This is a genomic window from Citrobacter sp. RHBSTW-00986 (assembly GCF_013783065.1).
Lineage (GTDB): Bacteria > Pseudomonadota > Gammaproteobacteria > Enterobacterales > Enterobacteriaceae > Citrobacter > Citrobacter braakii.
In genome coordinates, this window is the sequence record NZ_CP056200.1 from 3,383,934 (window position 1) to 3,402,941 (window position 19,008).

16 protein-coding genes and 7 tRNA genes are annotated in these 19,008 nt (G+C 52.3%); 22 read left to right on the forward strand and 1 reads right to left on the reverse strand.

Features of this window, described 5'->3' with window-relative positions; translation table 11 throughout:
* The first annotated feature begins 90 nt into the window (after positions 1-90).
* The 12 genes from nagB (at position 91) to HV345_RS16575 (ending at position 7,082) form a co-directional block, all read left to right on the forward strand.
* A complete protein-coding gene (nagB, locus tag HV345_RS16520; RefSeq protein ID WP_085047509.1) occupies positions 91-891 on the forward strand; it encodes a glucosamine-6-phosphate deaminase in 801 nt (266 codons plus the stop codon).
* Between the two features lie 60 nt (positions 892-951).
* Positions 952-2,100 (forward strand): N-acetylglucosamine-6-phosphate deacetylase, encoded by a 1,149-nt coding sequence (nagA, locus tag HV345_RS16525; RefSeq protein WP_032931096.1) that lies wholly within the window; start codon positions 952-954, stop codon positions 2,098-2,100.
* Between the two features lie 8 nt (positions 2,101-2,108).
* Positions 2,109-3,329: an N-acetylglucosamine repressor gene (locus tag HV345_RS16530; protein WP_016152247.1), complete on the forward strand. Its 1,221-nt coding sequence runs from the start codon at positions 2,109-2,111 to the stop codon at positions 3,327-3,329.
* Positions 3,330-3,484: 155 nt separating this feature from the next.
* The gene (gene nagD, locus HV345_RS16535) at positions 3,485-4,237 is read left to right on the forward strand and encodes a ribonucleotide monophosphatase NagD (RefSeq protein WP_005121413.1); all 753 of its coding nucleotides are present in this window, start codon (positions 3,485-3,487) and stop codon (positions 4,235-4,237) included.
* A gap of 251 nt (positions 4,238-4,488) precedes the next feature.
* On the forward strand, positions 4,489-6,153 hold the full coding sequence (asnB, locus tag HV345_RS16540) for an asparagine synthase B (protein WP_003835552.1): 1,665 nt from the start codon (positions 4,489-4,491) through the stop codon (positions 6,151-6,153).
* A 222-nt stretch (positions 6,154-6,375) separates the two neighbouring features.
* Positions 6,376-6,452: transfer RNA gene (locus tag HV345_RS16545), tRNA-Met, on the forward strand.
* 8 nt (positions 6,453-6,460) lie between these two features.
* Positions 6,461-6,545: transfer RNA gene (locus HV345_RS16550), tRNA-Leu, on the forward strand.
* 23 nt (positions 6,546-6,568) lie between these two features.
* Positions 6,569-6,643 (forward strand) — tRNA-Gln (locus tag HV345_RS16555).
* Between the two features lie 37 nt (positions 6,644-6,680).
* Positions 6,681-6,755 (forward strand) — tRNA-Gln (locus HV345_RS16560).
* 21 nt (positions 6,756-6,776) lie between these two features.
* A tRNA-Met gene (locus tag HV345_RS16565) sits at positions 6,777-6,853 on the forward strand.
* A 43-nt stretch (positions 6,854-6,896) separates the two neighbouring features.
* A tRNA-Gln gene (locus HV345_RS16570) sits at positions 6,897-6,971 on the forward strand.
* 36 nt (positions 6,972-7,007) lie between these two features.
* Positions 7,008-7,082: transfer RNA gene (locus HV345_RS16575), tRNA-Gln, on the forward strand.
* Between the two features lie 103 nt (positions 7,083-7,185).
* Here the strand turns inward: HV345_RS16575 and ubiF are convergent.
* Entirely contained in the window at positions 7,186-8,361 is a 1,176-nt protein-coding gene (gene ubiF, locus HV345_RS16580; RefSeq protein WP_181635825.1) for a 3-demethoxyubiquinol 3-hydroxylase, read from the reverse strand.
* A 145-nt stretch (positions 8,362-8,506) separates the two neighbouring features.
* On the opposite strand from ubiF, the gene miaB reads away from it, so the two are divergent.
* The 10 genes from miaB (at position 8,507) to rihA (ending at position 18,988) form a co-directional block, all read left to right on the forward strand.
* Positions 8,507-9,937: a tRNA (N6-isopentenyl adenosine(37)-C2)-methylthiotransferase MiaB gene (gene miaB / locus HV345_RS16585; protein ID WP_181635826.1), complete on the forward strand. Its 1,431-nt coding sequence runs from the start codon at positions 8,507-8,509 to the stop codon at positions 9,935-9,937.
* Positions 9,938-10,127: 190 nt separating this feature from the next.
* Entirely contained in the window at positions 10,128-11,174 is a 1,047-nt protein-coding gene (locus HV345_RS16590) for a PhoH family protein (protein ID WP_019076268.1), read from the forward strand.
* On the forward strand, positions 11,171-11,638 hold the full coding sequence (ybeY, locus tag HV345_RS16595) for an rRNA maturation RNase YbeY (RefSeq protein ID WP_003835559.1): 468 nt from the start codon (positions 11,171-11,173) through the stop codon (positions 11,636-11,638). The genes HV345_RS16590 and ybeY overlap by 4 nt, the downstream gene beginning before the upstream one ends.
* A 162-nt stretch (positions 11,639-11,800) precedes the next feature.
* Positions 11,801-12,679, forward strand: a complete 879-nt coding sequence (gene corC, locus HV345_RS16600; protein WP_005121418.1) for a CNNM family magnesium/cobalt transport protein CorC — start codon at positions 11,801-11,803, stop codon at positions 12,677-12,679.
* A gap of 24 nt (positions 12,680-12,703) precedes the next feature.
* Positions 12,704-14,242 (forward strand): apolipoprotein N-acyltransferase, encoded by a 1,539-nt coding sequence (lnt, locus tag HV345_RS16605; RefSeq protein ID WP_094760687.1) that lies wholly within the window; start codon positions 12,704-12,706, stop codon positions 14,240-14,242.
* Positions 14,243-14,599: 357 nt separating this feature from the next.
* Positions 14,600-15,508 (forward strand): glutamate/aspartate ABC transporter substrate-binding protein GltI, encoded by a 909-nt coding sequence (gene gltI / locus HV345_RS16610; protein WP_047359493.1) that lies wholly within the window; start codon positions 14,600-14,602, stop codon positions 15,506-15,508.
* Positions 15,509-15,796: 288 nt separating this feature from the next.
* The gene (gene gltJ / locus HV345_RS16615) at positions 15,797-16,537 is read left to right on the forward strand and encodes a glutamate/aspartate ABC transporter permease GltJ (protein ID WP_016152241.1); all 741 of its coding nucleotides are present in this window, start codon (positions 15,797-15,799) and stop codon (positions 16,535-16,537) included.
* Entirely contained in the window at positions 16,537-17,211 is a 675-nt protein-coding gene (gene gltK / locus HV345_RS16620) for a glutamate/aspartate ABC transporter permease GltK (RefSeq protein WP_003022757.1), read from the forward strand. The genes gltJ and gltK overlap by 1 nt, the downstream gene beginning before the upstream one ends.
* Positions 17,211-17,936, forward strand: a complete 726-nt coding sequence (gene gltL / locus HV345_RS16625) for a glutamate/aspartate ABC transporter ATP-binding protein GltL (protein ID WP_003022754.1) — start codon at positions 17,211-17,213, stop codon at positions 17,934-17,936. The genes gltK and gltL overlap by 1 nt, the downstream gene beginning before the upstream one ends.
* 116 nt (positions 17,937-18,052) lie before the next feature.
* The gene (gene rihA / locus HV345_RS16630; RefSeq protein WP_046274594.1) at positions 18,053-18,988 is read left to right on the forward strand and encodes a pyrimidine-specific ribonucleoside hydrolase RihA; all 936 of its coding nucleotides are present in this window, start codon (positions 18,053-18,055) and stop codon (positions 18,986-18,988) included.
* Positions 18,989-19,008 lie beyond the last annotated feature (20 nt).

Sequence of the window (19,008 nt, forward strand, 5' to 3'; positions counted from 1 at the left end):
TTGATCCTTACCGATGCAAAACCAAGTTACGCTTAATACTGCACAGAGACTCAATCCGCCAATTGCTTACATTTACTTTTGAGGTGAAGAATGAGACTGATCCCCCTGAATACCGCTGAACAAGTCGGCAAATGGGCTGCTCGCCATATCGTTAACCGTATTAACGCGTTCAAACCAACGGCTGATCGTCCGTTCGTTTTGGGCCTGCCGACTGGCGGTACTCCGCTGACAGCCTACAAAGCATTGGTTGAAATGCACAAAGCGGGCCAGGTAAGCTTCAAGCATGTTGTGACGTTCAATATGGACGAATATGTTGGCCTGCCGAAAGAGCATCCGGAAAGCTACCATAGCTTCATGCATCGCAACTTCTTTGATCACGTTGATATTCCAGCAGAAAACATCAACCTCCTCAATGGTAACGCACCGGATATTGATGCAGAATGCCGTCAGTATGAAGAGAAAATCCGTTCTTACGGTAAAATCCACCTGTTTATGGGCGGCGTAGGCAACGATGGTCACATCGCGTTCAACGAACCAGCCTCTTCTTTGGCTTCCCGTACCCGCATCAAAACGCTGACTCACGACACGCGTGTTGCGAACTCACGCTTCTTTGACGGCGACGTAAACCAGGTACCTAAATATGCGCTGACCGTTGGCGTGGGCACCCTGCTGGATGCCGAAGAAGTGATGATCCTGGTACTGGGCCACCAGAAAGCGCAGGCGCTGCAAGCCGCCGTTGAAGGCAACGTTAACCATATGTGGACCATCAGCTGTCTGCAGCTGCATCCGAAAGCCGTTGTGGTCTGCGATGAGCCTTCCACCATGGAACTGAAAGTGAAGACGCTGAAATACTTTAACGAGTTAGAAGCGGAAAATATTAAAGGTCTGTAATTGATGTCTCCGCCCTGTCGATAAGTTGCAGGGCGGCATTTTTTGAAATCGGGGGTCGGAATGTATGCTTTAACCCAGGGCCGGATTTTTACCGGTCACGAAATTCTTGATGACCATGCGATTGTTGTCGCCAATGGCCTGATTGACAGCGTTTGCCCACTGGCTGAGTTACCGTCAGGAATTGAACAGCGCTCACTGAATGGGGCCATTGTTTCCCCCGGTTTTATCGATGTACAGCTAAACGGCTGCGGCGGCGTACAGTTTAACGATACGGCAGAAGCCGTGACCGTTGAAACGCTGGAAATCATGCAGAAAGCCAATGAAAAATCTGGCTGCACCAGCTACCTGCCAACGCTTATCACCACCAGCGATGACCTGATGAAACAAGGCGTTCGCGTCATGCGTGAATACCTGGCGAAACACCCGAATCAGGCACTAGGGCTTCATCTGGAAGGCCCGTGGCTGAATCTGGTGAAAAAAGGCACCCATAATCCGGGATTTGTCCGTCAACCGGACGCTGCGCTGGTTGATTTCCTGTGCAATAATGCCGATGTAATCACCAAAGTGACGCTGGCGCCAGAAATGGTCCCGGTAGAGGTCATTACCAAGCTGGTGAATGCGGGTATTGTGGTTTCTGCGGGTCACTCAAATGCAACGGTAAAAGAAGCAAAAATCGGGTTCCGCGCAGGTATCACCTTTGCGACGCATCTGTTCAACGCGATGCCGTACATTACCGGTCGCGAACCTGGTCTGGCGGGCGCTATTCTTGATGAAGCCGATATCTACTGCGGTATCATCGCCGATGGCCTCCACGTTGATTACGTTAACATTCGTAATGCCAAACGCCTGAAAGGCGACAAGCTGTGCCTGGTCACCGACGCAACCGCACCAGCAGGTGCAAACATTGAACAGTTCATTTTCGCTGGTAAAACAATATACTACCGTAATGGATTGTGCGTTGATGAGAACGGTACACTGAGCGGCTCATCATTAACCATGATTGAAGGCGTACGCAATCTGGTCGAACATGCGAATATCGCTCTCGACGAGGTCTTACGTATGGCAACGCTCTACCCTGCTCGCGCCATTGGCGTCGACAAACAACTCGGCAGCATCGCGCCAGGCAAAGTAGCCAACCTGACTGCGTTCACGCACGACTTTAAAATTATCAAGACCATCGTTAATGGCAACGAGGTCGTTACTGAGTAAGAGAAAGAATGACACCAGGCGGACAAGCTCAAATAGGTAATGTTGATCTCGTAAAACAGCTTAACAGCGCGGCGGTTTATCGCCTGATTGACCAGCATGGGCCAATCTCGCGAATTCAAATTGCCGAGCAAAGCCAGCTTGCCCCCGCCAGCGTAACGAAAATTACGCGTCAATTGATTGAACGCGGGCTGATCAAAGAAGTCGATCAGCAGGCCTCCACCGGGGGCCGCCGCGCTATCTCTATCGTCACCGAAACCCGCAATTTCCACGCGATTGGCGTACGCCTGGGCCGCCACGATACTACGCTCACGCTCTATGATATGAGCAGTAAAGTGGTCGCTGAAGAGCATTATCCCCTCCCGGAGCGCACCCAGGAAACGCTCGAGTATGCGCTGCTCAACACCATTGCCACCTTTATTGAGAACTGCCAGCGGAAAATCCGCGAGCTGGTTGCGATTTCCGTCATTCTGCCAGGCCTTGTTGATCCTGAAAGCGGCGTCATCCGCTATATGCCGCACATTCAGGTCGAAAACTGGGGGCTGGTCGAAGCACTCGAAAAACGCTTTAAGGTCACCTGCTTTGTCGGTCACGATATTCGCAGTCTGGCGCTGGCCGAGCACTATTTCGGGGCAAGCCAGGATTGCGAAGACTCCATTTTGGTGCGTGTTCACCGCGGAACCGGGGCGGGAATCATCTCCAATGGCCGAATTTTTATTGGTCGCAATGGCAACGTGGGTGAGATTGGCCATATTCAGGTAGAGCCGCTGGGTGAACGCTGTCACTGCGGTAATTTCGGCTGTCTGGAAACAATTGCCGCCAATGCCTCTATTGAACACCGCGTGCAGAACTTATTGAAACAGGGTTATCCAAGCCGACTCACGCTGGATGATTGCGGCATTAAAGCCATCTGTAAGGCGGCTAATAAAGGCGATAACCTGGCATCAGAAGTCATTGAGCACGTTGGTCGTCACCTGGGTAAAACCATCGCCATCGCCATCAACCTGTTTAACCCACAAAAAATCGTCATTGCGGGCGAAATTACCGAGGCTGATAAAGTGCTGCTGCCTGCTATAGAAAGCTGTATCAACACGCAGGCGTTGAAAGCGTTTCGCCACAATTTACCGGTGGTTCGTTCCACGCTGGATCACCGTTCAGCCATTGGCGCCTTTGCGCTGGTGAAGCGTGCGATGCTCAACGGTACATTGCTGCAACGTTTGCTGGAAAGCTAATACCAAGCAGCCTCTGCGTTAGCTGCATCTGCTCACCCCAGTCACTTACTTCAGTAAGCTCCCGGGGTTCTCAGACTTGCCACCTTGATGCAACTCGAATGATTTAGTGTATTTTGTGTATAGTAATGCCTTCTTTTTTTGATGTCGGATTGTCCATGGCCATTAAGAATGTAATTTGTGATATCGACGGCGTGCTGATGCACGACAATGTTGCCGTACCGGGTGCGGCAGAATTTCTGACTGGGATCCTGGAAAAAGGCCTGCCGTTAGTTTTGCTGACTAACTATCCTTCACAGACCGGGCAGGATTTGGCAAACCGCTTCGCCACCGCGGGTGTGAATGTCCCTGATAGCGTCTTTTATACTTCCGCCATGGCTACCGCTGATTTTCTTCGCCGCCAGGAAGGGAAAAAGGCCTACGTGGTAGGTGAAGGTGCGTTAATTCACGAGTTGTATAAAGCCGGGTTTACTATTACTGACGTGAACCCCGATTTTGTGATTGTTGGCGAGACGCGATCCTATAACTGGGACATGATGCATAAAGCAGCATATTTTGTGGCCAACGGTGCGCGTTTCATCGCCACAAACCCAGATACTCACGGACGCGGTTTTTATCCCGCCTGCGGTGCGCTGTGCGCCGGTATCGAAAAAATCTCTGGCCGCAAGCCATTTTATGTGGGCAAACCCAGCCCGTGGATTATTCGCGCGGCGCTCAACAAAATGCAGGCGCATTCGGAAGAGACCGTTATTGTTGGCGACAACCTGCGTACCGATATTCTGGCGGGCTTCCAGGCGGGTCTCGAAACCATCCTGGTATTGTCTGGCGTTTCGACGCTCGACGACATTGACAGCATGCCGTTCAGACCAAGCTGGATTTACCCGTCCGTTGCGGAAATTGATGTGATTTGATGCGTAAGCCGGATAAGACGCCCCGCGTCATATCCGGCCAGAAGAAATCCTTCCATTTAATAAAACCGCCATAAAATTATCGATTCATTAATAAACCCGTCTATTCTGTAATCTTTTTTCACCAATCCACAATGACCATTGCGTTTTTTATTTTCTGACCCGTAATTCACTTGCGCCCTCTCCAGCTTTGCGGCATTTTCTTTATCAAGCAAACATAAAAAGCATCACGCAACAGGTTAACGGAGAAGGTTATGTGTTCTATTTTTGGCGTATTCGATATTAAAACTGACGCAGTTGAACTGCGTAAAAAAGCCCTGGAATTGTCTCGTCTGATGCGCCATCGCGGCCCGGACTGGTCGGGTATTTACGCCAGTGATAACGCCATTCTGGCGCACGAACGTCTGTCCATCGTCGACGTCAACGCCGGTGCTCAGCCGCTGTACAACGTGAAGAAAACGCATATCCTGGCGGTTAACGGTGAAATTTATAACCATCAGGCGCTGCGCGCTGAATATGGCGATCGCTATCAGTTCCAGACCGGTTCCGACTGCGAAGTTATCCTTGCGCTGTATCAGGAAAAAGGCCCAGAGTTTCTGGATGACCTGCAAGGCATGTTTGCTTTTGCTCTGTACGACAGCGAGCAGGACGCTTATCTGATCGGTCGCGATCATATCGGGATCATCCCGCTGTATATGGGTTACGACGAGCACGGTAACTTCTACGTTGCGTCTGAAATGAAAGCTCTGGTTCCCGTGTGTCGCACGATCAAAGAATTCCCGGCCGGTAGCTATTTATGGAGTAAAGACGGCGAAATTCGTCAGTACTACCAGCGCGACTGGTTTGAATACGATGCGGTAAAAGACAACGTTACCGATAAAAACGAGTTGCGTCAGGCACTAGAAGATGCAGTGAAAAGCCACCTGATGTCAGATGTTCCTTATGGTGTATTGCTGTCCGGCGGTCTGGATTCATCCGTCATTTCCGCAATCACCAAAAAATACGCCGCGCGTCGTGTTGAAGATCAGGAGCGTAGCGAAGCCTGGTGGCCGCAGTTGCACTCCTTCGCCGTAGGCCTGGAAGGCGCTCCGGACCTGAAAGCCGCGCAAGAGGTGGCGAACCATCTGGGTACTGTACACCATGAGATCCACTTCACCGTGCAGGAAGGTTTGGATGCTATCCGCGACGTGATTTATCACATCGAAACTTACGATGTTACGACGATTCGCGCCTCGACCCCGATGTACTTAATGTCGCGTAAAATTAAAGCGATGGGCATTAAAATGGTGCTGTCGGGCGAAGGTTCTGACGAAGTATTTGGCGGCTATCTCTATTTCCACAAAGCACCAGATGCAAAAGAGCTGCACGAAGAGACCGTGCGTAAGCTGCAGGCGCTGCATATGTTCGACTGTGCCCGTGCCAACAAAGCTATGTCGGCCTGGGGCGTGGAAGCTCGCGTGCCCTTCCTGGATAAGAAATTCCTTGATGTGGCGATGCGCATCAACCCGCAGGACAAAATGTGCGGCAACGGCAAAATGGAAAAACATGTTCTGCGTGAATGTTTTGAGTCCTACCTGCCAGCAAGCGTTGCATGGCGCCAGAAAGAGCAGTTCTCCGATGGTGTCGGTTACAGCTGGATTGATACCCTGAAAGAGGTGGCCGCTGAGCAAGTTTCTGACCAACAACTGGAAACCGCCAGCTTCCGTTTCCCTTACAATACGCCATCTTCTAAAGAAGCGTATTTGTACCGTGAGATTTTCGAAGAGCTGTTCCCGGTTGCGAGCGCTGCGGAATGTGTGCCTGGCGGGCCGTCTGTTGCCTGTTCTTCTGCCAAAGCAATCGAATGGGATGAGGCGTTTAAAACCATGAACGATCCTTCTGGTCGTGCGGTTGGCGTACATCAGTCCGCTTATAAATAAGTTAATCCTTAGAAAAGGGCCCTACGGGGCTCTTTTTTATGTCTATTTTCTGTGCAAAAAAACAATTAATAACTAATAATTGCCGAATATTGCGTCATGCTGTTCGCAACCTAACCAAACAGTCACATTCCAGCTATTTTCAATGAAAAAGTGGTTGACGCTTCAAGGCTCAATACGCATAATGCGCCCCGCAACGCCGATAAGGTTACGCGAAAAAAAGATGGCTACGTAGCTCAGCTGGTTAGAGCACATCACTCATAATGATGGGGTCACAGGTTCGAATCCCGTCGTAGCCACCATCTTTTTTGCGGGAGTGGCGAAATTGGTAGACGCACCAGATTTAGGTTCTGGCGCCGCAAGGTGTGCGAGTTCAAGTCTCGCCTCCCGCACCATTCACCCGTAAGCGTTGCACGGATGGGGTATCGCCAAGCGGTAAGGCACCGGTTTTTGATACCGGCATTCCCTGGTTCGAATCCAGGTACCCCAGCCATTTTTTCTTCGATGTAGCGGTTCACCGCAACGGTCATTGGGGTATCGCCAAGCGGTAAGGCACCGGTTTTTGATACCGGCATTCCCTGGTTCGAATCCAGGTACCCCAGCCATCGAAGAATATGATAGTATCTGGCTACGTAGCTCAGCTGGTTAGAGCACATCACTCATAATGATGGGGTCACAGGTTCGAATCCCGCCGTAGCCACCATATTAAGGACGTATCGACTCGTTCGGTAAATCCAAAAAATTGTTGGGGTATCGCCAAGCGGTAAGGCTCTGGTTTCTGATACCAGCATTCCGAGGTTCGAATCCTCGTACCCCAGCCAATTTCAAAAAGCCGTCCATTCTGTGGATGCACCCGTTGGGGTATCGCCAAGCGGTAAGGCTCTGGTTTCTGATACCAGCATTCCGAGGTTCGAATCCTCGTACCCCAGCCATATTAAAAAAGCTCGCTTCGGCGAGCTTTTTGCTTTTCTGCATTTATTATCTGATGGCACTACGCTTACCAGGCCTACAACGTTCTCTGTAGGCCTGTCTGAATTACAATCCTAACGCGTACTTGAGTGCCTGGCGTTTCAGCACGCCGGCGCGCTCTGCGGCCATTAGCCCAAGATTACGCATGATACGCAGCGGCTGCAGGTTGTTGCTAAATCCTGCGTAGAACAGATCCATGCCGCTTTGCATGATGAAATTGTCAGTCATACGACGGTTCTGATAGCGCTTCAGCACCGGCTGACTTGCCCAGGACTCACCGTAGCTGCGCGCATTCACCAGCACGTCAATCAGCGCATCCACATCACGGAACCCCAAATTAACGCCCTGCCCCGCCAGCGGATGAATGGTATGCGCGGCGTCACCCACCAGCGCCAGTCCTGGCTGCACATATTGCAGCGCGTGACGGCGCGTTAGCGGGAATGCCCCCGCAGCCACAGGCGTAACGTTACCGAGTCGCGATGGGAAATGTTTGGAGATCTCCACCTGCAGTTGCGACATATTCAAACCTTGCAACTGGCGGATACACGCCGGTGAGTCGTACCACACCAGCGAGGCCCAGTTATCAAACAGCGGTAAAAATGCGCGCGGACCGTCAGGGGTGAATTGCTGCCAGGTGCTGTCTCCCGGCGAATTCTCGCACTGCACGGTTATCAACATACAGGACTGCGCATACTGCCAGGCATGGATACCAATCCCGGCCATTTTCCGCACCTGAGAATTTGCGCCATCGGCGCCGATGACCAGCTTCGCGCTGATTTTTTCGCCACCAGCCAGCTCAAGCTCATGCCGATCGTTATGTTGATGCAGAGAGATCAGCGACGCAGGCACCCGCAGCGTGACTTTGGGGTGAACGTCCAGAGCCTGCCAGAGCGCCTGTTGCAGGACCGTGTTTTCCACCATATAGCCCAGTAAGGGCAGCTTAAGCTCGGCGGCATCAAACATCACATGGGCATTTTCCCATTCCCACGTTTCCAGACGACGGTAAGGGTGGCTGCGCATCCCCTGAACCGTATCCCAGACGCCCAGCCCTTTTAGCAACGACACGGAGGCGGAGCTGATGGCCGAAATTCTGACATCTGGCTGTCCGTCAGCCACAAACGGCGCGGGAACGGCATGTTCAATGACCGTTACCGTAAATCCATGCTGCGCCAGTCCTAGCGCCAGCGCGCCGCCGACCATCCCCCCACCGACAATGGCAATTTCCGTTGGTTGATTTGTCATGGTCAATTATCCTGTTACATGTATTGTGTAAGTTTACAGGATTTTTTACCCCTTGAGGCTGACATCCGTCATACTGGTCACAACCGCGCCAAAGCAGTACACTATGCGCCCTGCATTTCAGCCACAATTTCGCAAGAGCAAGTCGATGACCAAAAAACTCCATATTAAAACCTGGGGCTGTCAGATGAACGAATACGATTCATCGAAGATGGCCGATCTGCTGGATACCACCCATGGGTATCAACTGACCGACGTGGCCGAAGAAGCGGATGTGCTGCTGCTGAATACCTGCTCTATCCGTGAGAAGGCTCAGGAAAAAGTCTTCCATCAGTTGGGCCGCTGGAAGCTGTTAAAAGAGAAAAACCCCAAGCTGATCATCGGTGTCGGTGGCTGTGTTGCGTCTCAGGAAGGCGACCATATTCGCCAACGCGCGCACTATGTCGATATTATTTTTGGGCCGCAAACCCTGCATCGTCTGCCGGAAATGATTAACAAAGTGCGTGGAAGTACCACCCGTAGCCCGGTGGTTGATATCAGTTTCCCGGAGATCGAAAAATTCGACCGCCTACCGGAACCGCGTGCTGAAGGTCCAAGCGCTTTCGTGTCAATCATGGAAGGTTGTAATAAATATTGTACTTACTGCGTGGTGCCATACACCCGCGGTGAGGAAGTAAGCCGTCCGGCGGACGACATCCTGTTTGAAATCGCCCAGCTTGCGGCGCAAGGCGTGCGTGAAGTGAACCTGCTGGGACAAAACGTGAACGCCTGGCGCGGTGAGAACTACGACGGCACGATCGGATCTTTTGCCGATCTGCTGCGGCTGGTCGCGGCGATCGATGGCATTGACCGTATCCGCTTCACCACCAGCCATCCGATCGAATTCACCGATGATATCGTTGAAGTGTATCGTGACACGCCAGAACTGGTGAGCTTCCTGCACCTGCCGGTACAGAGCGGTTCAGATCGCGTACTGAACCTGATGGGACGCACCCATACTGCGCTGGAATATAAAGCGATCATCCGCAAACTGCGCGCAGCACGTCCGGATATCCAGATTAGCTCCGACTTCATCGTTGGCTTCCCAGGCGAAACCACGCAGGATTTCGAGCAGACTATGAAGTTGATTGCAGACGTCAATTTTGACATGAGCTACAGCTTTATCTTCTCTGCGCGTCCTGGCACCCCTGCCGCCGATATGGTTGACGACGTGCCGGAAGAAGAGAAAAAACAGCGCCTGTATATTCTGCAGGAGCGTATTAACCAGCAAGCCATGGCCTGGAGCCGTCGCATGGTCGGCACGACCCAGCGCATTCTGGTTGAAGGCACATCGCGTAAAAGCATCATGGAACTGTCTGGCCGTACCGAAAATAACCGAGTGGTGAACTTTGAAGGCAACCCGGAAATGGTCGGTAAGTTCGTGGATGTAGAAATTACCGATGTCTGGACGAACTCCCTGCGCGGTAAAGTGGTGCGCACCGAAGACGAAATGGGTCTGCGCATCGCTGAATCCCCTGAGTCAGTTATTGCGCGTACCCGCAAAGAAAACGATCTGGGCGTCGGTATTTATCAGCCTTAATCTTCAATGCCCGATGGCGCTACGCTTGTCGGGCTTACTCTTTGGGCTCGCTGCCCCGGCGGGCCTTGTAATCTACCTCATCATCCCCATATTTATCGCAATGCTTGCGCCTTTCCCCCATGGCGTGAATAATTTCCTTAGATGCCGGTAAATGTTCAGCGTCCGGCAAGACATGCAAAAGAGGAACAGTTTGAACATAGACACTCGTGAAATCACCCTTGAACCCGCAGACAATGCCCGCCTGTTGAGCCTTTGCGGCCCATTTGATGACAACATCAAGCAGCTGGAACGTCGCCTCGGCATCGAAATTAACCGCCGTGATAACCACTTTAAGCTGACCGGCCGTCCAATTTGCGTCACCGCGGCGGCAGATATTTTACGTAGCCTGTACGTCGATACTGCCCCAATGCGCGGTCAGACGCAGGACATTGAGCCTGAACAAATTCATCTGGCAATTAAAGAAGCGCGAGTGCTTGAGCAAAGCGCAGACAGCGTGCCGGAATTTGGCAAAGCGGTGAACATCAAAACCAAGCGCGGGGTAATTAAGCCGCGTACGCCGAACCAGGCACAATACATTGCGAATATCCTCGACCACGACATCACCTTTGGCGTTGGCCCTGCGGGTACAGGTAAAACGTATCTTGCGGTTGCCGCTGCGGTCGATGCGCTTGAGCGTCAGGAGATCCGTCGAATTCTGCTGACCCGCCCGGCAGTGGAAGCGGGCGAAAAACTCGGGTTCCTGCCGGGTGACCTCAGCCAGAAAGTCGATCCCTACTTACGACCGCTGTATGACGCACTGTTCGAAATGCTCGGGTTTGAGAAGGTCGAAAAGCTGATTGAGCGTAACGTCATTGAAGTTGCGCCGCTGGCCTACATGCGTGGTCGTACGTTAAACGATGCGTTCATCATTCTTGATGAGAGCCAGAACACCACCATCGAACAGATGAAAATGTTCCTGACCCGTATCGGCTTTAACTCCAAAGCGGTTATCACCGGCGATATCACCCAGATTGACCTGCCGCGAAGCACCAAATCCGGTCTGCGTCATGCCATTGAAGTACTGGCTGAAGTCGACGAAATTAGTTTTAATTTCTTCCATAGCGAAGACGTGGTTCGCCACCCGGTGGTCGCCCGTATCGTCACGGCGTATGAAGCCTGGGAAGAAGCAGAACAGAAACGCAAAGCCGAGCTGGCTGCAGAACGCAAGCGCGAAGCTCAGGAGCAGGAACAAAAATGAGTCAGGTTATTCTCGATTTACAGCTGGCATGTGAAGACGAATCCGGTTTACCAACAGAAAGTCAGTTTCAGGGTTGGCTGGATGCGGTGATCCCACAGTTTCAGGAAGAGTCTGAAGTTACCATTCGTCTGGTCGATGACGCGGAAAGCCACGAGCTGAACCTGACCTATCGCGGGAAAGATAAATCAACCAACGTACTCTCTTTCCCGTTTGAAGCCCCGCCGGGCATTGAAATGCCGCTGCTGGGCGATTTGATCATCTGCCGTCAGGTAGTCGAGAAAGAAGCGCAGGAACAAGGCAAACCGCTTGAGGCCCACTGGGCGCACATGGTGGTGCACGGTAGCCTGCATTTACTCGGTTACGACCACATCGAAGACGATGAAGCGGAAGAGATGGAATCCCTCGAAACAGAGATTATGCTTGCTCTGGGCTATGAGGATCCGTACATTGCCGAGAAAGAATAAGCATTTCGAAATCTTGTAAGCCTGATAAGGCGCAGCCGCCATCAGGTATTGCGCCTTATCCGGCTTACCTGGTTTGAAGTACGATGAAGAGACATGCCGTCAACAGCTGAATATACGCATGACGAGCTTTGTATTAACTAACATGAGAACCCATACGACGCCATGAGCGACGACAATTCACACAGTAGTGACACCTTAAACAGCAAAAAGGGATTTTTCTCCCTGTTACTGAGCCAACTTTTCCACGGTGAACCAAAAAACCGCGACGAACTGTTGGAGCTGATCCGTGATTCCGGGCAAAACGACCTTATCGATGAAGATACGCGCGATATGCTCGAAGGGGTGATGGATATTGCGGACCAACGCGTGCGCGACATCATGATCCCTCGCTCTCAGATGATTACCCTGAAACGCAACCAGACCCTGGACGAATGTCTCGATGTCATTATCGAGTCTGCCCACTCGCGTTTCCCGGTGATCAGCGAAGACAAAGATCACATTGAAGGGATTCTGATGGCCAAAGATCTGCTGCCGTTTATGCGCAGCGATGCCGAAGCCTTCAGCATGGAGAAAGTGTTACGCCAGGCGGTTGTCGTACCTGAAAGCAAGCGAGTTGACCGCATGCTGAAAGAGTTCCGCTCCCAGCGTTATCATATGGCTATCGTCATCGACGAATTCGGCGGTGTCTCAGGTCTGGTGACCATTGAGGACATCCTTGAACTGATCGTGGGTGAAATTGAAGATGAGTACGACGAAGAAGACGATATCGATTTCCGTCAGCTCAGTCGCCACACCTGGACCATTCGCGCTCTGGCGCCGATTGAAGACTTCAACGACGCTTTCGGCACCCATTTTAGCGACGAAGAAGTAGATACCATCGGCGGGCTGGTCATGCAGGCCTTTGGTCATCTGCCCGCGCGCGGGGAGACTATCGACATTGATGGTTACCAGTTCAAAGTGGCAATGGCCGACAGCCGTCGTATTATTCAGGTTCATGTCAGAATTCCGGACGACTCACCCCAGCCCAAACTGGACGAATAAACCCGAAACTGGATCTAAGACTACATGGCATTTGCCCCATTAATTGAACGCCAGCGCATTCGCCTGCTGCTGGCGTTATTATTCGGTGCCTGCGGGACGCTGGCTTTCTCTCCGTATGACATCTGGCCCGCTGCGATTGTTTCGCTGATGGGCCTGCAGGCTCTTACCTTCAATCGCCGTCCGCTCCAGTCTGCCGCAATCGGCTACTTCTGGGGATTGGGGCTGTTTGGCTCCGGCATCAACTGGGTTTACGTCAGCATCGCGCAGTTTGGCGGTATGCCGGGCCCCATTAATGTGTTCCTCGTGGTTCTGCTTGCCGCATACCTTTCCCTCTACACCGGCCTGTTTGCCGGCGTGTTGGCGCGTCTGTGGCCGAAAACCACCTGGATACGCGTGGCGATTGCCGCGCCGGTCGTCTGGCAAATAACCGAATTCCTGCGCGGCTGGGTACTGACCGGCTTCCCGTGGCTACAGTTCGGCTACAGTCAGATCGACGGTCCGTTAAAAGGGCTGGCTCCGGTGATGGGCGTTGAGGCGATTAACTTCCTGCTGATGGTGGTTAGCGGCCTGCTGGCGCTGGCGCTGGTGACGCGTAACTGGAAGCCGCTGATTGCCGCGCTAGTGCTCTTTGCTCTGCCCTTTCCGCTGCGCTATATCCAGTGGTACACGCTTGAGCCGGAAAAAACCACTCAGGTCTCGATGGTGCAAGGTGACATTCCGCAGTCGCTCAAATGGGATGAAGGTCAGTTACTCAACACCCTGAAGATTTATCTCGACGCCACCCAGCCTGAGATGGGCAAATCACAGCTGATCATCTGGCCAGAATCCGCTATTCCGGACCTGGAAATTAATCAGCAGCGTTTTCTGGGTATGATGGATGACCTGCTGAGATCGAAAAACAGCACGCTGATTACCGGTATCGTTGACGCACGTCTGAACAAGCAGAATCGTTACGACACCTACAACACCATCATCACGCTGGGTAAAGACAGCCCGTACAGTTACGACTCCAGCAACCGCTACAACAAAAACCATCTGGTACCGTTTGGCGAATTCGTCCCGTTGGAATCGATCCTACGCCCGTTAGCGCCGTTCTTTGACCTGCCAATGTCGTCTTTCAGCCGTGGGCCTTATGTGCAGCCACAGCTGCATGCGCACGGCTTTAAGCTGACGGCTGCCATCTGCTATGAAATCATTCTTGGCGAACAGGTACGGGATAATTTCCGCCCGGATACGGACTACCTGCTGACGATTTCCAACGATGCCTGGTTTGGTAAATCCATCGGCCCGTGGCAGCACTTCCAGATGGCGCGTATGCGTTCCCTCGAGCTGGCGCGCCCTCTGCTGCGTAGCACCAACAACGGTATTACGGCGGTGATTGGTCCACAGGGTGAGATTCAGGCGATGATCCCGCAGTTTACCCGCCAGGTCCTGACCACCAGCGTGACGCCAACGACGGGCTTAACCCCTTATGCCCGTACCGGTAACTGGCCGCTCTGGCTGCTTACCGCGCTGTTTGGCTTTGGTGCGGTGGTAATGAGCCTGCGCCAACGTCGTAAGTAACCTTCCTTTCCCGGCCGGATAACGTTTCGCTTATCCGGCCCACAAAACATTTCCCGATCCCCATTCTGGCACGTCTATTGCTTTGTTCTACAAGACAAATGCAGTTTTGGCTGAATGTGCAACCTGGTCGCACCAACGTTGAGCGCCGGTAGCACCTGAAAAGTGCAACAAGATATTTTTGCCCCCAAATGGTGCGGCGCACTTCGCAAAAATAAACAATAAAACAGCAAATTCTTTACATTCATCCAAACTAAATGTTAACAAACATATACAAGACTGCACGTTTCAGTAGCAAACAATAACAACATCACAATGGGTATCAATGCGTCCCTGGCGCAGACGATAAAGGAGTTGGATATGCAATTACGTAAGCTCGCCACTGCCATGCTGGTCATGGGATTGTCCGCCGGTCTGGCGCACGCAGAAGACGCAGCACCAGCGGCAGGCAGCACGCTGGACAAGATCGCCAAAAACGGCGTGATTGTGGTCGGCCACCGTGAATCATCGGTACCGTTTTCTTACTACGATAACCAGCAAAAAGTGGTCGGTTATTCACAGGATTACTCCAACGCGATCGTTGAAGCCGTGAAGAAAAAGCTGAACAAGCCTGACCTGCAGGTGAAACTGATCCCGATTACTTCACAAAACCGTATCCCGCTGCTGCAAAACGGCACCTTCGACTTTGAATGTGGCTCCACCACCAACAACGTCGAGCGCCAAAAACAAGCGGCTTTCTCTGACACCATTTTCGTTGTTGGTACTCGTCTGCTGGCGAAAAAAGGCGGCGACGTCAAAGATTTCGCCGATCTGAAAGGTAAAGCCGTAGTCGTGACTTCGGGTACCACCTCAGAGGTGCTGCTGCACAAGCTGAATGAAGAACAAAAAATGGATATGCGCATCATCAGCGCGAAAGACCACGGTGACTCTTTCCGTACTCTGGAAAGCGGCCGCGCCGTTGCCTTTATGATGGATGACGCCCTGCTGGCTGGCGAGCGCGCGAAGGCGAAGAAACCAGACAACTGGGAGATCGTCGGCAAGCCACAGTCTCAGGAAGCTTACGGCTGCATGCTGCGTAAAGATGACCCTCAGTTCAAAAAGCTGATGGATGACACTATCGCCAAGGCGCAGACCTCAGGCGAAGCTGAGAAATGGTTTGATAAGTGGTTTAAAAATCCAATTCCACCGAAGAATCTGAACATGAATTTCGAACTGTCAGACGAGATGAAAGCCCTGTTCAAAGAACCGAATGATAAAGCGCTTAACTAATTAATTAGAAGAGTACACAAAACCTTTCAAGTTATATCGAGGCGGCAACTGAGCGAATTCCCGGGCGCTTACATGAGTAAGTAACCGGGATGAATAAAGGCAGCCAACAACGAGATATCTTGAAGGATGAAGTGTAATCAGGGAGGCTTCCCCTCCCTCTCGATTGCTACTCAGCACGGACAGACTATAAGCCTGATGGTCGTTCCCCATCAGGCCTGAAAACCGCAAAACGCTGAATAACAATCTTCGGGGGTAGCGCTGCTACCCTTTTTTTTCTGGAGTAGATTTATGTCTATAGACTGGAACTGGGGTATTTTTTTACAACAAGCCCCGTTCGGCAACACCACCTATCTCGGCTGGCTCTGGAGTGGTTTCCAGGTCACTGTCGCGTTATCTATCACCGCCTGGGTTATCGCTTTCCTCATCGGCTCTTTATTCGGCATCTTACGTACCGTACCAAATCGTTTCCTTTCCGGGATCGGCACGCTGTACGTCGAGCTGTTTCGTAACGTTCCGCTCATCGTCCAGTTTTTTACCTGGTATCTGGTCATTCCTGAACTGCTGCCGGAAAACATCGGGATGTGGTTTAAGTCAGAACTGGATCCCAACATTCAGTTCTTCCTCTCATCCATGCTTTGTCTGGGGCTGTTTACCGCTGCGCGAGTCTGCGAACAGGTTCGTGCTGCTATTCAGTCTCTGCCTCGCGGACAGAAAAATGCCGCGCTGGCGATGGGACTGACGTTGCCGCAGGCCTACCGCTATGTTCTGCTGCCAAACGCTTACCGCGTGATTGTTCCGCCAATGACCTCAGAGATGATGAACCTGGTAAAGAACTCCGCGATCGCCTCCACTATCGGCCTGGTCGATATGGCTGCGCAAGCGGGTAAACTACTGGATTACTCCGCCCACGCATGGGAATCGTTTACGGCCATCACTCTGGCCTACGTACTGATTAACGCCGTCATCATGCTGGTGATGAATCTCGTCGAACGCAAAATCCGCCTGCCTGGCAATTTGGGAGGCAAATAATGTACGAATTTGACTGGAGTTCTATCGTCCCTTCCCTGCCGTATCTGCTGGATGGGCTGATCATCACGCTGAAAATCACCGTCACGGCAGTCGTCATTGGTATCGTCTGGGGGACCATCCTTGCAGTAATGCGTCTGTCCAGCTTCGCGCCGATTGCCTGGTTTGCGAAGGGCTACGTCAACGTATTCCGCTCCATTCCGCTGGTGATGGTGCTGCTGTGGTTCTACCTGATTGTGCCCGGCTTCCTGCAAAACGTGCTGGGTCTGTCGCCAAAAACCGATATTCGCCTGATCTCAGCGATGGTCGCATTTTCGATGTTTGAAGCCGCGTACTATTCCGAGATTATCCGCGCCGGTATCCAGAGTATTTCTCGCGGGCAGTCCAGTGCCGCGCTGGCGCTGGGGATGACCCATTGGCAGTCAATGAAGCTCATTATTCTGCCGCAGGCATTTCGCGCGATGGTGCCGCTGCTGCTTACCCAAGGCATCGTACTCTTCCAGGATACCTCGCTGGTCTATGTATTGAGTCTGGCAGACTTCTTCCGTACCGCCTCCACCATTGGTGAGCGTGACGGCACGCAGGTTGAAATGATCCTGTTTGCTGGCGCCGTTTATTTTGTATTCAGTCTGAGCGCATCGTTGTTGGTCAGCTATTTGAAGAAAAGGACAGTTTAATGATTACCCTGAAAAATGTTTCTAAATGGTATGGTCACTTTCAGGTGCTGACCGACTGCTCCACGGAAGTGAAAAAAGGTGAAGTGGTGGTGGTCTGCGGCCCGTCAGGTTCAGGTAAATCAACGCTTATCAAAACGGTGAACGGGCTGGAGCCGGTACAACAGGGCGTCATCACCGTTGATGGTACCGTGGTGAATGATAAAAAGACCGATCTGGCCAAACTGCGCTCTCGCGTTGGCATGGTGTTCCAGCACTTTGAACTGTTCCCGCATCTGTCGATTATTGAGAACCTGACTCTGGCGCAGGTAAAAGTGCTTAAACGCGATAAAAAGCCGGCCCGCGACAAAGCGCAAAAGTTACTGGAACGCGTTGGTCTGTCAGCGCATGCCGAGAAGTTTCCAGCTCAGCTCTCCGGGGGCCAGCAACAGCGTGTCGCCATCGCCCGGGCGCTGTGCATGGATCCTATCGCTATGCTGTTTGACGAACCGACGTCAGCACTCGACCCAGAAATGATCAACGAAGTACTGGACGTCATGGTTGAACTGGCCAATGAAGGGATGACCATGATGGTGGTTACCCACGAAATGGGCTTTGCGCGTAAAGTGGCGAACCGGGTGATCTTCATGGATGAAGGGAAGATTGTTGAAGACTCACCGAAAGAAGAGTTCTTCGCTAATCCAAAATCTGACCGTGCCAAAGACTTCCTCGCGAAAATCCTGCACTAATCTTGCTGGCGCGCACCTCCATGTGCGCGCCACCTCACGATTTATCTCTTCACTTCTCGAAACAGGCACAGCCCAGCGTTAACCTTGTCACAAAGTCCCACTTACAAGGAGCAACAATGGCACTTCCTATCCTGTTTGATTGCGATCCAGGTCATGACGACGCTATCGCAATTGTTCTCGCCCTCGCTTCACCTGAACTGGATGTGAAAGCGATAACCTCCTCTGCCGGTAACCAGACCCCCGACAAAACACTGCGTAACGTATTGCGTATGTTAACGTTGCTCAACCGCACGGATATCCCAGTGGCCGGTGGCGCAGTCAAACCGCTGATGCGCGACCTGATAATTGCCGATAACGTCCACGGTGAGAGCGGGCTTGATGGCCCGGCGCTGCCTGAACCCGCTTTTGCTCCACAGGACTGTACCGCCGTGGAATTGATGGCGAAAACCCTGCGTAACAGTCAGGAACCGGTGACGATTGTCTCCACCGGGCCGCAAACTAACGTGGCATTGCTACTGAATAGCCATCCTGAACTGCACCCCAAAATCGCCCGTATCGTGATCATGGGTGGTGCAATGGGCCTCGGAAACTGGACGCCCGCCGCTGAGTTCAACATCTTCGTGGATCCAGAAGCCGCTGAGATCGTGTTCCAGTCGGGCATTCCGGTGGTGATGGCTGGACTGGATGTCACGCATAAAGCGCAAATACATCGTGAAGATACCGAACGGTTCCGCGCTATCGGCAATCCCATTTCGACAATCGTTGCTGAGCTACTCGACTTCTTCTTTGAATATCACAAAGATGAAAAATGGGGATTTATTGGCGCGCCGCTGCACGATCCATGCACCATTGCCTGGCTGCTGAAACCTGAACTGTTTACCACCGTTGAACGCTGGGTTGGTGTGGAAACTCAGGGCAAATACACCCAGGGAATGACCGTGGTTGACTACTACTTCCTGAGCGGCAATAAGCCAAACGCCACCGTAATGGTGGACGTGGATCGCGAAGGTTTTGTCGATCTGCTGGCAGAACGGTTGAAGTTTTACGCCTAATGCGTAGGCCGGATAAGACG

Coding starts and splice junctions, on each gene's coding strand:
- corC (WP_005121418.1), top strand. CDS start 11,801: ATGAGCGACGACAATTCACACAGTAGTGACACCTTAAACAGCAAAAAG.
- gltI (WP_047359493.1), top strand. CDS start 14,600: ATGCAATTACGTAAGCTCGCCACTGCCATGCTGGTCATGGGATTGTCC.
- nagD (WP_005121413.1), top strand. CDS start 3,485: ATGGCCATTAAGAATGTAATTTGTGATATCGACGGCGTGCTGATGCAC.
- HV345_RS16530 (WP_016152247.1), top strand. CDS start 2,109: ATGACACCAGGCGGACAAGCTCAAATAGGTAATGTTGATCTCGTAAAA.
- nagB (WP_085047509.1), top strand. CDS start 91: ATGAGACTGATCCCCCTGAATACCGCTGAACAAGTCGGCAAATGGGCT.
- gltL (WP_003022754.1), top strand. CDS start 17,211: ATGATTACCCTGAAAAATGTTTCTAAATGGTATGGTCACTTTCAGGTG.
- gltK (WP_003022757.1), top strand. CDS start 16,537: ATGTACGAATTTGACTGGAGTTCTATCGTCCCTTCCCTGCCGTATCTG.
- asnB (WP_003835552.1), top strand. CDS start 4,489: ATGTGTTCTATTTTTGGCGTATTCGATATTAAAACTGACGCAGTTGAA.
- lnt (WP_094760687.1), top strand. CDS start 12,704: ATGGCATTTGCCCCATTAATTGAACGCCAGCGCATTCGCCTGCTGCTG.
- gltJ (WP_016152241.1), top strand. CDS start 15,797: ATGTCTATAGACTGGAACTGGGGTATTTTTTTACAACAAGCCCCGTTC.
- ubiF (WP_181635825.1), bottom strand. CDS start 8,361: ATGACAAATCAACCAACGGAAATTGCCATTGTCGGTGGGGGGATGGTC.
- ybeY (WP_003835559.1), top strand. CDS start 11,171: ATGAGTCAGGTTATTCTCGATTTACAGCTGGCATGTGAAGACGAATCC.
- nagA (WP_032931096.1), top strand. CDS start 952: ATGTATGCTTTAACCCAGGGCCGGATTTTTACCGGTCACGAAATTCTT.
- rihA (WP_046274594.1), top strand. CDS start 18,053: ATGGCACTTCCTATCCTGTTTGATTGCGATCCAGGTCATGACGACGCT.
- miaB (WP_181635826.1), top strand. CDS start 8,507: ATGACCAAAAAACTCCATATTAAAACCTGGGGCTGTCAGATGAACGAA.